The 13,010-nt window shown below is 36.4% G+C and carries 12 protein-coding genes; 8 read left to right on the top strand and 4 right to left on the bottom strand.

Features of this window, described 5'->3' with window-relative positions; translation table 11 throughout:
- Positions 1-194: 194 nt before the first annotated feature.
- Together D8M04_RS13370 and D8M04_RS13375 are read right to left on the bottom strand one after the other, a co-directional pair.
- Positions 195-1,214, bottom strand: coding sequence for an Rpn family recombination-promoting nuclease/putative transposase (locus tag D8M04_RS13370; RefSeq protein WP_121523790.1), 1,020 nt, complete (start codon positions 1,212-1,214; stop codon positions 195-197).
- A gap of 125 nt (positions 1,215-1,339) precedes the next feature.
- Positions 1,340-1,960, bottom strand: a complete 621-nt coding sequence (locus D8M04_RS13375) for a hypothetical protein (protein WP_121523792.1) — start codon at positions 1,958-1,960, stop codon at positions 1,340-1,342.
- A 385-nt stretch (positions 1,961-2,345) separates the two neighbouring features.
- Here D8M04_RS13375 and bglX point away from each other — a divergent pair, with 385 nt between their 5' ends.
- The gene (gene bglX, locus D8M04_RS13380; protein ID WP_121523794.1) at positions 2,346-4,514 is read left to right on the top strand and encodes a beta-glucosidase BglX; all 2,169 of its coding nucleotides are present in this window, start codon (positions 2,346-2,348) and stop codon (positions 4,512-4,514) included.
- Between the two features lie 333 nt (positions 4,515-4,847).
- Here bglX and D8M04_RS20475 read toward each other — a convergent pair whose 3' ends face one another.
- On the bottom strand, positions 4,848-5,060 hold the full coding sequence (locus D8M04_RS20475; protein WP_246001248.1) for a hypothetical protein: 213 nt from the start codon (positions 5,058-5,060) through the stop codon (positions 4,848-4,850).
- Positions 5,061-5,278: 218 nt separating this feature from the next.
- On the opposite strand from D8M04_RS20475, the gene D8M04_RS13390 reads away from it, so the two are divergent.
- From D8M04_RS13390 to D8M04_RS13410, 5 genes are all read left to right on the top strand, one after another.
- Positions 5,279-6,433, top strand: coding sequence for an acyl-CoA dehydrogenase family protein (locus tag D8M04_RS13390; protein WP_121523796.1), 1,155 nt, complete (start codon positions 5,279-5,281; stop codon positions 6,431-6,433).
- 125 nt (positions 6,434-6,558) lie between these two features.
- Entirely contained in the window at positions 6,559-7,422 is an 864-nt protein-coding gene (locus D8M04_RS13395) for a transporter substrate-binding domain-containing protein (RefSeq protein WP_121523798.1), read from the top strand.
- 21 nt (positions 7,423-7,443) lie between these two features.
- Positions 7,444-8,151 carry an amino acid ABC transporter permease gene (locus tag D8M04_RS13400; RefSeq protein WP_121523800.1) on the top strand — a complete coding sequence of 236 codons (708 nt, stop codon included), beginning with the start codon at positions 7,444-7,446 and terminating at the stop codon, positions 8,149-8,151.
- 15 nt (positions 8,152-8,166) lie between these two features.
- On the top strand, positions 8,167-8,883 hold the full coding sequence (locus D8M04_RS13405; protein ID WP_246001250.1) for an amino acid ABC transporter permease: 717 nt from the start codon (positions 8,167-8,169) through the stop codon (positions 8,881-8,883).
- A gap of 22 nt (positions 8,884-8,905) precedes the next feature.
- Positions 8,906-9,661 carry an amino acid ABC transporter ATP-binding protein gene (locus tag D8M04_RS13410; protein ID WP_121523802.1) on the top strand — a complete coding sequence of 252 codons (756 nt, stop codon included), beginning with the start codon at positions 8,906-8,908 and terminating at the stop codon, positions 9,659-9,661.
- A 369-nt stretch (positions 9,662-10,030) separates the two neighbouring features.
- Here D8M04_RS13410 and D8M04_RS13415 read toward each other — a convergent pair whose 3' ends face one another.
- The gene (locus D8M04_RS13415; protein ID WP_121523804.1) at positions 10,031-10,768 is read right to left on the bottom strand and encodes an SDR family NAD(P)-dependent oxidoreductase; all 738 of its coding nucleotides are present in this window, start codon (positions 10,766-10,768) and stop codon (positions 10,031-10,033) included.
- Between the two features lie 191 nt (positions 10,769-10,959).
- Here D8M04_RS13415 and D8M04_RS13420 point away from each other — a divergent pair, with 191 nt between their 5' ends.
- Positions 10,960-11,559 carry a TetR/AcrR family transcriptional regulator gene (locus tag D8M04_RS13420; RefSeq protein ID WP_121523806.1) on the top strand — a complete coding sequence of 200 codons (600 nt, stop codon included), beginning with the start codon at positions 10,960-10,962 and terminating at the stop codon, positions 11,557-11,559.
- Positions 11,560-11,798: 239 nt separating this feature from the next.
- Complete coding sequence (locus D8M04_RS13425) at positions 11,799-13,010, top strand: processed acidic surface protein (protein WP_121523808.1); 1,212 nt, start codon at positions 11,799-11,801, stop codon at positions 13,008-13,010.

The following is a 13,010-nucleotide window of genomic DNA, read 5'->3' on the forward strand; positions in this document are numbered from 1 at the left end:
TATACGGACTCTGGTTGGTATTGTTCTATAATTCTATTAGCTAATTCTCCTGATTTTTGATTACGTTGAGATTTCGCCATTATAAACAACTCCCTAATATATATTTATAGTAACAGTAAAAAAATAAACTGCGAAGTAAGAGCCGTACGCTCTCTTACTTACACAGTTAAAATTACCTCTCCCGCTCCTATATATTATTCACGGATTTCACGCTGAATTTCCATCACTTTCTCTTTTGGAAGCTTCGTCGAACTTATCACAATTTCAATATTGATTCCAGTTTCTAAAAGCCGGTGGGCAATTGTTTCTTTTTCGTTTTCCATCCCTATTTTTTCGCCTTCGCGTCTTCCTTCTTCTCTTCCTTGTTCTCTTCCTTGTTCTCTACCTTCTTCTAATCCTTGTTCTAATCCCTTTTCTCTTCCTTCTTTTATTGCTTTCTCAGCTTCTTCTTTTACTTCCTGTAACCGAAGTTCTGCCTCGCGTTTGGCAGCTTCTTCATCCATAATATGTTTCAAACGTGATTCGTAAGCAAGATATTCTTCATGAGTCATACTTAGCTCTTCCCAGTTTTGAAAGGCTTTTTTAAGTAATTCGTCTTTCATGGCTAATTCCTCCAATTCAAGATAAATACCTTCATAAACTTTTTCATTTCTGTGATCAACCATACCAAGCATTAAGAGCCATCTGGCCAAAATGTCATTCCATGGATCCAGTTTTGCTTCTTTCCAGGATTTTATTAACTTAGGCATTTCGATAAAATGAAATTCCATCACATTTGTCAACTTGAATTTCTCTTCATCTTCAAATAGATGATACGTTGTGTGAAATCGTTCTGTTTGATGAAACACGTTAAAATTCAGAATGTTAATGGAGATTACGGGAGACAACTCTTTATAGCTCATCCTCTTTTGTAATGGATTACGGTATATCCCAGACCAATAGTAAATAGAACGCTTAATCATATCATATTTATTGGTAAACTGAATCTCTACATTCATCCTTTCTCCGTCGTCGGTAACAACTAATAAATCTAACCGGGACTGTTTATCTTCTACATACTCACCACCTGATTCCGTATTTGAAAAAGAAATATCTTTGATGCGCTCTCTGTCCGTTCTTTGTAGAATAGCATTTAAAAATACGACTGTAATCGCTTTATTCTGCTCATTTCCAAAAAGTTGTTTAAAGCATAATCTACTTTCAAATCCATCAATTTATGAAGGGCTATTCGTTTAAGGAGTGTAGTCTTAATAAGTCATAATTGTCTCATGAGTGATAAGTTTACTCTTCATTTCAGCGCACCCTCCTGTTTTTCTTATTTAAACATCTTCATATATATTCAACTTTGTTTATCCAACCATTCTTCCTCAAAACTCATAAACCAATGACCTGTTTCATCCACTTTTGCAATTGCTTTTCTGCTTTCTTTTAAACCAGAGGAATTAAAATAATAAGCTTCTACCCTCTCTATGCTTCCCATAGAGTCATAACATCGATAAATCATTAGAACATTAGATTGTTGTAACTTGTTTTTCCTTTTAATCACTTCATTTAAAACAGTTATCTTTTCCAATGTCTCTATGTACTGTATGCCAATGACATTATGGGGAACATATCCATCTTCTGTTTCAGAGAAAAGCTTTTCAATTGTTTCCAAATCCTTATTAGGTAAACTTTCCCTCTCAAGATGTAAAGCAAGATACAAATAATTAACCTTGTCTTTCCTCTGATCCCATTTCCACCAAGATAAATCCATAGGACGAGATCTTCCTTTTAATCTGTCGTATTTCGAATCCTCTACAAAAGTATAGAAACCCAGGTACTCACCTACATTCGCGAAGTAATCTACTTCTCTTTTAGTAAACATAGAACGATTGTGTTCAGAGGATAAGTTTAACCTCCTATAATTGCGAACATAACCTTCGTAAAATTGCATTAAATCTAGATTTTGCTTTTTCATTAAGCCACTCCTTATTGACTTGCAATTAATTAATATTCCTCTAACAAAATTATCAACCTTTATAAATATTCTAACAAATCGTACAAAAGGTTGTATACATTAATTAGATACAATTAACTAGGAGGTGATTTTATGAAAGTTAAATATGAAGAAACTTTATAAGAACAAAAATTTCTCTCTTATCAACAAATCTTCAAGGAATTGAATATTTTAATTTTGATGAAAGTATTCATTAATTATATCGTCAAATAAATAGTTCGTAATGGATATCATGATCATACCTTCATATAAAGCAAGATATATTTATGTCCCTTTTAATACTTCCATGGGAGCGTTTCGATTTAGTTGTAAATAACTGTAATAACAAAGTAAGGAGTGAATATCTTTGGAAAACCAACAAATAGAAGAGTTACTAAAACAAATGACGATGGATGAAAAAATAGGACAATTATTACAACTTACTCCTCCTTTTTTTAAGGGTTCTTCTGAACACGGCAAAATTACTGGACCTTTAGCACAATTAAAGATTTCTGATGATATCGTGAAGAATACAGGGTCTGTACTAGGTGCTTCTGGAGCAAAAGAAATTCGTAGTATTCAGGAACAACATTTAAAAGATAACCGATTAGGTATACCTTTATTATTTATGGCAGATATCACCCATGGCTATGAAACTATTTTTCCAATACCGTTAGCTATCGGTTGCTCCTGGGATTTAAATTTGGCACAAAAAAGCGCAGAAATTGCGGCCAAAGAGGGGGCCGTTTCTGGTACTCATGTGACATTTGCTCCTATGGTTGATTTAGTGAGAGACCCACGTTGGGGACGCGTAATGGAATCTACTGGAGAAGATTCCTATTTGAATAGTGAATTTGCAAAGGCTCAAGTAAAAGGTTTTCAAGGAGAAGATCTTAAGAACGACCCTAATCGATTAGCTACATGCGTGAAGCATTTCGCTGCATATGGTGCTCCTGAAGGCGGAAGAGATTACAATACAGTCAATATGTCTGAACGCCAATTACGAGAATCTTATTTACCGGCTTACCGGGCAGCACTGGACGCTGGAAGTAAATTAGTGATGACAGCCTTTAATACGGTAGATGGAATCCCAGCAACTGGGAATAAAAAGCTGATGCGTGATCTATTACGGGATGAATGGGGATTTGATGGGGTTGTTATTTCCGATTGGGGTGCAGTAAAAGAACTTATTCCACACGGAGTAGCTGAGGATGAGAGAGAAGCTGCTTACAAAGCCATTCAAGCTGGGGTAGATATTGAAATGATGACAACGTGCTACCCTAACCACTTGAAAGAGCTTATTGAAAGCGGTCACGTAGCGGAAGAATTACTAAATGAAGCAGCCCTTCGCATTTTACAGTTAAAAAACGAGTTAGGATTGTTTGAAAATCCATACCGCGGATTAGATGAAGTACAAGAAAAGGAAGTAATTCTAAGTGAGGAGCATCGTGAAGCAACAAGAGAGTTAGCAAGTAAATCTTGTGTTCTGTTACAGAATAACTATAACATCTTACCAATCAACCCTTCACAAAAAATAGCACTAATTGGTCCATTTGCTGAGAGCAATGATATCCTTGGCCCTTGGTCATGGAAGGGTGATAAAAATGCTGCTATCACACTACGAAAAGGGCTAGAAGAGAAACTAGGTAACAATCGATTAATCGTTAAAAAAGGTTGCGAAATAGAATCTATTACAGATGAACAGCTTAACCATGCAATGACAGCTGCAGAACAAGCTGACGTTATTATATTAGCTCTAGGAGAACATTCCGATATGAGTGGCGAGGCTGGTTCTCGTTCCAATATAAAACTACCTGACTCCCAATTGAAATTAGTTGAAAAAGTCCATGGATTAGGGAAACCAACAATAACCGTTTTATTCAATGGCAGACCTCTTGATTTACATGGCGTCTACGATAAAACAGATGCGATATTAGAGGCTTGGTTCCCTGGAACGGAAGGTGGTAGAGCTATTACGGATATTTTATATGGGGATGTTAATCCATCTGGAAAATTATCCATGTCTTTCCCTTATTCTGTAGGTCAGGTACCAGTTTATTATAACCATTATAATACTGGACGCCCACAAGGTGCCGAAGATGCGCAAGTAAGATATGTTTCCCAATATCTCGATATCCCAAATGAAGCCCTTTTCCCATTTGGATACGGGTTAAGTTACACCACATTCAGCTATCAAAATATGAAACTATCTACCGATACAATTACACCCGATGATAAATTAGAGGTATCGATTACTGTAAAAAACACGGGAAATATTGCTGGCGAAGAAACCGTTCAATTATATGTTCGTGACTTAGTTGGTGAAGTGGTTCGACCAGTAAAGGAACTGAAAGGGTTTGAAAAGATTCATTTAGAACCAGGAGAAGAGAAAAACGTAACGTTTGAAATAACCGAAGAACAATTACGTTATTACCATTCCGACTTAAGCTTTGAAAGTGATGAAGGTACATTTGAAGTCTATGTCGGTCCAAACAGTTGTGATGTACAATCACTTCCTTTTCGATTAATAAAATAGCAAAAGAAGGTGTGCACAAATGTATTGGGTAGATTCATTAGTTACTTTACAAGCAGACGATCTCCAGTTTAGCTTTCATCAAAGTGATGACACATGGGGATACATTTATTAATCCCGGCAAATTAAATACAAGATATGATGCTCAAGGATATTTTGTTAAATTAAGAATTGGCTCATCTATTCAAGCGGACTAGGAATCTACTTAAATCAATTGATATCCAATGCATTAGGAATTCGTCATAAATACCAGGATCTAATTATTGATCCTGTTATTTCCTATGATATGGATGGTCTAGAGTTTAACTTTATGGTGATGAATAATAGAGTTTACATTTATCTATCACTTAAATCGAGGAGAAAAATATGTCTATTAAAGGAACCAGAGTGGATACAAAAACAACCGTTAATCCCTATCGAAATGATGGTTTTATCATAAAGCAATATGTCCTCGATATATGCTTGTGGATTCGGTGGTGCTGAACCATTATTGCTAACACGAATCTCAACTGTATAAGTCATAGGCACAAATTCATAAAATTTACTCATGCCAACCACTGTCCCCTTCACTTCTGAATCTCATACATACTTAACAATATATTTAACATCAGCACCCTTCCCGGTTGTCAAATAACACACAAATTTTACTGAATTTTTTTAAAAAATAAAAAAACTATTGACATCATCACCGAATTTAGGAATAATAATTCATATAATTCCAATAAGGTTTATATGGTTAAATATAATTATGCAATGGAGGAACCGCAATGAATTTATTAAGTTTAAATACGATGGAGGAACGAATTCATTTATTATCTAAAACCGTAGAACCTTTTGCAGAACGAGCATCAAAACATGATGAAAATGGAACATTCCCTTTTGAAAACTTTCAAGAATTAATAGCAATCGGGTATCCAGCATTAACATTACCTAAAGTATACGGGGGATTGGGGATTACATTGTACGAAATGATACGCCATCAAGAAATCATCGGAAAAGCAGATGGCTCTACCTCGCTTGGGATTGGCTGGCATATGGGGCTAATGAAACATTTTGGAGAAAATGAAATTTGGGAGAAGGAAAAATTTGCATCCATTGCTAAAGACGTTAAAGAAAATGGTGCATTACTTAACAGTGCTGCTTCAGAACCAGCTACTGGCAGCCCCACTCGTGGCGGTAAACCGGAAACCTTTGCAAAAGAGGATAGCACGGGATGGGTTATTAACGGGAGAAAAACATTCACCACCCTTTCTCCTATTCTTAGTTACTTTATAGTTAGTGCTTCCATAGAAGGAACCGATGATGTAGGAAACTTCTTAATTAAACGGGAAAGAAATGGTGTAAGAGTTGATGAAACATGGGATTCCATTGCAATGCGTGGAACTGGCAGCCATGATCTTGTATTAGAAAATGTTCATGTTGACAAAAACGATCTGGTTGAAATCCTATCATCTGCTAAAAAGAAACCTGCTGGCTGGCTTTTACATATTCCTGCTTGCTATTTAGGGATTGCACAAGCCGCACAACAAGCTGCACTAGATTTCGCAACCACTTATTCCCCTAACAGCATTAAGGGAACCATTTCGGAATTACCAAATGTGAAACAAAAGCTTGGGGAAATCGAACTCGGCATATTAGAAGCAAAACATTTCCTATACTCCATTGCCAAAAAGTGGGATGAAAGCGACGAAGAAACACGGAACACAATGGGACCTGAACTTGGAGCAGTTAAATTATCTGTTGTAAACAAAGCAGTTCATGTAGTTGATTTGGCAATGAGAGTTGTTGGTGCAAGAAGCTTATCCGAGAAAAATAATCTACAACTCTATTACCGTGATGTTCGGGCAGGACTTCACAACCCACCAATGGATGACATGACCATCATAAATCTTGCTGGAAAATCAATGAAAGATCATCTGTAAGTTTTTCCAATAGATGATGGGACAGAGAGCCTGTCTCCTCTTTCTATTGATTCGATTAAATAGCTGTTTTTTAAGAATGAAATTGTTATTAAGTTTTTTATAAAAGTGCAAAGGAGTAATGATCAATGAAAAAAGGGAAATTGTTAAAAGGTTTCGTAACAGGTCTAGCATTAGTTACATTCATTGCGGGATGTGAGTCGGGTACTGCCTCTAGTTCAGATGGGGATAGTGCTTCGGAAGTTAGAACGGTAAAAGTTGCCTATGATCAATCGTCAAAGCCTATTTCTTACCTAGACGATAATGGAAACGCAACTGGATATGATGTAGAAGTGATGAAATTAGTTGATGAATTACTACCAGAATATGAATTTGAGTATGTTGGGACAACAAGTGAAGACTTACTAATCGGTGTTCAACAAGGGAAATTCCAAGTTGGGGTTAAAAATGCATTTTGGACAGAGGAAAGAACTGAAAACTTTCTTTATCCTGAGGAATTTCTTGGTTTAAGTAGTATAGGTCTCGTTTTAACGAATGAAAACGCCCATATAAAAACTTTGGAAGATTTTGCCTCTGAAGGCTTTACACTAGCACCAATCGCAGCAAACAATGCACAGTACACAGTGATTGAGGAATACAATCAAGAAAATCCAGACAATCCGGTCAAATTACAAGCTGGAGACCAATTCTCTGTTGACGTTATTCAATGGGTGAATGAAGGTCGTGTCGACGGTGGTGTCACCATAGAGGGGCCTTTTCAAAAACAAGTAATAGCAGAGGATGGTCCATATCATAATTTAATAAATGACGTTGTTTATAATGAATTCGACGTGATTAAAACATGGCCATTATTTAATTTAGATGAACAAGAATTTGCAGCTGCCTATGACGAAGCAATCAAACAGCTTAAGGAAGAAAAGAAACTAAGTGAACTGAGTACAGAATTCTATGGCAGAGACCTATTTGAAGTATTAGAATCTGTGGATAGATAATCGAAAACTAGAGGTGCAAAAATGGAGGAATATTTCGATTCAACTTATATTTGGGAATCCATTCCGGCGCTACTTCCCTATTTGAAAATGACATTTTTCGTGGCAGGCCTTTCCGTTCTATTCGGAAGCCTGCTAGGGTTAATTTTAGCCATTATGAAACTCGGAGAAAATAAAGTTTTTCAAAACATCGCCCATGGTTATACAACTGTATTACGTTGTACACCATCGATCGTTCTACTATTCTTAATTTACTACGGTGTTCCAGCTATAGCTATGAATTTTGGTGTCAATCTCAACGATATGAGCTCTGTCTTTTTTGTTGTGATTACGTTCACCCTTCAATTTGGAGCATTAATGTCTGAAGTCATCCGTTCAGCTTATGAATCTATTGATAGAGGGCAATATGAAGCGGCTGTATCCGTTGGGTTGAGTAACATGCAAGCTTACCGAAGAATTATTTTCCCTCAAGCGTTTGTTGTCGCTTTACCTAACTTTGGGAATGCGCTGCTAGAATTAATGAAAGAAGGTGCCCTAGCATACACTATCGGGCTAATTGACGTGATGGGTAAAGCAAACCTTATTATTGCGAGTAACTACAATTCCCATGCACTTGAAATCTATATTGGACTTTCTATCATTTACTGGGTACTGTCAATTATCATCGAACAATTTTTCTTAAAATTGGAAAGAGTGTTTAGTAAAGGGAATAAAGGCTTAAAAGCAGCATAAGCAGGGGGTGACAGAGTGTCAAATGGATTGGACTTTGAGTTTCTAATAGATACTTTTTTTGTAGCTTTAACAGGGGTTCCAGTTGCAATACTTATTACAGTAGTTTCATTAGCTATTGCCTTGCCTTTAGGCTTTATACTTGCCTTAACAAGAATAAATAAAATGCTGGTCTTAAATCAATTTTCCCGTGTGTACGTTTCCTTTGTAAGAGGGACACCTGTCATCGTACAAATTTTTATCATTTATAATAGTGTCCCCCTATTGCTTGCATCCATCTTTGAAAAATATAACATCCAAATGGATGTATATGATGTAAATCCAATTTGGTATGCACTTATCGTTTTTTCATTAAATACGACAGCAACATTAATTGAGGTATTCCGCTCTGCCATTAACACTGTTAGTAAAGGACAATTGGAAGCTGCCCATTCAGTTGGGTTAACAACCGTTCAAGCATTTAGAAGAATTATCGTTCCGCAAACATTAGTTGTTGCATTACCTAACATTTGTAATGCAACCGTCAATCTAATTAAAGCAACATCATTAGGCTATGCCATGTCCTTACCAGAAATTACGTTAAAAGCCCAAGTCGCAGCAAATGCAAGCTATAACTATATTGAAGCATATCTCGATATCTTTATTATTTATCTCATCATTTGTAGTTTAGTAGAATACTTGTTTAAACGATTGGAAAAACGTTTAAGGAAATACCAAATCGCACCTACTGCATAGATCTATTTTCGGAGGTGAAATCATGTTAGAGATTAAGAATATACACAAATCATTCGGAGATAATATCGTTTTGAATGGAATAGATTTAAAGATTGAAAAAGGGGATGTCGTTGTCGTCCTTGGACCAAGTGGGTCTGGTAAAACAACATTACTAAGGTGCATCAACTTTCTAGAAAAGGCGGATCAAGGACAGGCCATTTTTGGAGATACTCAGGTGGATCTCAAAAAAGCGTCTAAGAAACAAATTTATTCAATAAGAAAACGAACGGCCTTCGTCTTCCAAAACTATAATCTCTTCAATAATAAAACAGCATTGGAGAACGTAACAGAAGGACTCATCATCGGAAGAAAAATGACGAAAGAAGAAGCAAATAAAATTGGAAAAGATGCATTAGATAAGGTTGGTTTATTCGAAAAATACGACGCCTATCCTGGAGAATTATCTGGTGGTCAACAGCAAAGAGTTGGCATTGCAAGAGCCGTTTCTCTAAATCCTGACATTATCCTTTTTGATGAACCAACCTCAGCACTCGACCCAGAATTGGTTGGAGAAGTGCTAGAAGTAATGAAAACAATCGCAAAAGAAGGAACAACCATGCTTGTCGTGACCCATGAAATGTCGTTTGCAAAGGATGTAGCAAATAGAGTTATATTTATGGATGGTGGCGTTATAGTAGAAGAAGGCCCACCTAATGAATTCTTCCAACACCCGAAAGAAGAAAGAACACAACGATTTCTTAAAAGAGTTTTGCCTGAGGATTATATATATAACATATAGTGGTAAGTTATCTGGCCCGTTTGTGGAAGACTAATCTAATTGAAAATCAGTCAAATTTTTATAACTAGTAGAACATTTTTATTTCTCAAATTATATTTTTAACACTAGAAATTTGAATTGGTAACAGCCTGCCATTCTTTGGTATATTTTTCATCATTCAGTGGTAAAAACTATGTCAACGATGATACCTTGCGTTGACTATAATCAATTATTGAATAAAAGAGACACTGAAAAACTCATTATCTCTTGTTGACGGTTGTGATTACGATAATCTGCCCCCTACCTCCGAAGACCGTTCACTACTATTTCCCAATAAAAGAATCCATCCTGAATAAAATTCAGAACGGATTCTTTTCTCTTATCAATCTATTATTGTGCTGTATAACCACCATCAACAATTAAACTGTTACCAGTCATGAAACTAGAATCATCGCTAGCCATAAATAATACTGCTTTCGCCATTTCTTCTGGTTTTCCAAGACGTTTCATTGGTGTTGCGTTTGTTAGGAATTGTCTATCTGTTTCACCTAAGATTGGTGTTTCGATAAATCCTGGGCATAGTGCGTTTACGCGGATATTGCGTTCAGCATATTCTAAGCCAAGTGAACGAGTTAAGTTAATCACACCAGCTTTAGCTGCGTTATATGCCGCACTACCAGGTGATCCTACCCAGCCGTACATAGAAGCTGTGTTGACAATAACACCGCCACCAGATTTCAAGAATTCTTTGATAGCGCCTTGTGCAACTAAGAATACACCATCTAAGTCAACTTCTACCGTTTTTCTCCATTCAGCATACGTTAATTCTTCGGTTGGTTTTACTGCACCGATACCAGCATTGTTGAATAGAACATCAACTTTACCATATGTTGATAGAGCAGTACTATATATATTTTTAACATCTTCTTCATTCGTTACGTCCGCTTTCACGAAAACAGCTTCTGTACCTTCAGATTTTAATTCGGCTTCAAATGCAGCACCTTTTTCTTCATTAAAATCTACTAAAACTAATTTCGCTCCTTCAGCCGCAAATAGACGCGCTGTTGCCGCCCCAATACCTGATACTCCACCAGTAATAACAGCTACTTTATCTTGTAGTTTTCCCATTGTTGATCCTCCCTGTTATAATAAAATTATGAACCTTCCTCTTTGAAAAGGTTTACATCTTTATTATAGTAGGTTACTATTAGTAAGCCAACCATCAATGTTTTCTTTTCTGTCTATTTAATAGACAATTGATGCGTTTTTGTCTATTTATCAGATATTTAATATCATAATGTTATAGGGGGCAGCCAAGAATGATAGAACAACTATCCACTCCACGAAAAAACCGAACAAAAGAACATTTTCAATTAGCACTTACTGACTTAACAAAACAAAAAGGTTTCCATTCTGTTACCGTCAAAGATATCGTCGATAAGGCAAAATACAACCGAAGCACTTTCTATACGCATTACCAGGATAAATACGAATTAGCAGAAGATCTACTTTGCAGCCTGCTCGATGGGTTAATGGAAGCGGTCGGAGAACCTTATCAATTGAAACAAAAAGTAAATACCGATCATCTGACGGCAAAATCCTTTAACATTATTTCCTATATCTATGAGAACCGGAATTTTTTCGAATTGATTACCTATCAGGATACCATACCAGATTTGCATACCAGATTTCCAGAGACAATCTTAAAAATCTATCAGGAAAAGTTTGAGTTTGAGACGATTAATCATTTGCCGGTAGATATGGATTATTTTAAACGTTACACGGCATATGGATTTTTTGGTTTACTATCGAATTGGATTAGTACGGGGTTTGAGACTTCTCAGGAGGAGTTTATTGAGGAGGTTATTCGGTTGTCGCGGACGCATATTGCTGCGGTTAGGTTTGTTGGGGAGAGGTAGGCTTTAGCTTTGGTATCATTCCCCTACTTTGCAATTACTAGATGATAGGGGTACCGACCCTTATAACTCCTTGAAGGTTGACAGAGTCAGACGCCCGCCTCACTTTTAACGAGGCGGGCGTCTGACTCTTTTTCCCTTAGATAAATTATTTTTTGATTTTTAAAAAAATATGATACCAAAATTTACTTTTTTGAATTATACTATTCTCTATAAATGATATAAAAACTAGGGGGCAAGGAATGAAGCACTTATTTTCAGTACTTTTGACTATTGTTATTGGCATTGGTGTTTTACCTGTTATGACTTATGCAATTGAGCTTAATGAACCAGAGTTTGAAAAGTTTTTAAAGGATATTGGCTGGGATAAGCAAGATTATGTCGATTATTTAGAAAGCAAAGAATGGGATTTAGAATATTTTGAGTCAGTGGACGAGCTTGGTACACCACTTTCGGAAGAATCTGTACAGCTAGTACTAGAAGAATTCGGCCTAAGTCGGGAAGAGTTAAATGAACTTCTTGTTGAGTATGGTGATTTAGAAGAAGGACAGGATGTATTGGAAGGCACATGGATTATATTTTCTGAAGAACTTCATGAATATGTTGATTTTTATTTAAACGGATGGGAAGGTACTCCGATTGATGAAGACAATCTTCAGCAGCTTCTAGATGATTATGGCTTTGAGTCAAAAGAGGCATTAGAACAATTTTTAAATGAAAATGACGATTCAATTGAAAACTATGAGTATATTGAAGACCTTTACCTTGCTGTTGATTTTCATTTAGACGATCTAGATTTAGACGAAATATATGGTCTTTTCACTGAAATTGGTCTAACTAATGAGGAACTGGAGAAACTGTTTGCACATCTTGAAACGCTTGATTATGAAGACCCTGCTTTTTTAGATAAACTAATAGAGCTAAGCGAAAGAATGATGGCGTTTGAAGATTTTGAAACTGCTGGAGAACTTTCGGCAGAACAAATTGCAGAGCTTTTTGATATTTTTTATGACATGCTGAATCTCTTTGAAGTAGAAACGAAGTATTATCTTGTAAAAGACGGTGAAAAACAAACCGTATCTTTTGAGACTTTGATGACAATGGACACTACAAAAGGTTATGATCTGTTAATCGAAATATACAACAAGCAAGGAGAGTTCCTTGCTGATATTTTGTTAACAGCAGACATGTTTGGCTCCGACCTAATTCAGGAAACTGGTAAAGACATAAAGCAAGCTGAGGAAATCCTGACGGAAAATCAAAAAGCATCTCCAGCCTTAAAAGCAGCTGAAGGGGCAAAAGAGGCGAAAACTGCTAAACCACCTGTTAAAACAGTCAAAGGCGGCGAGCTTCCAGCGACAGCTTCTGACTATGCTGGAAATGCATTAGTTGGACTTGCATTTGTTTTAGCTGGCGTTTTCTTATTCCGACGTCTTCGTATAAAAGGAAACTAA

Source organism: Oceanobacillus piezotolerans (assembly GCF_003665065.1).
In the GTDB taxonomy this organism is placed as follows: Bacteria; Bacillota; Bacilli; order Bacillales; family Amphibacillaceae; genus Oceanobacillus; species Oceanobacillus piezotolerans.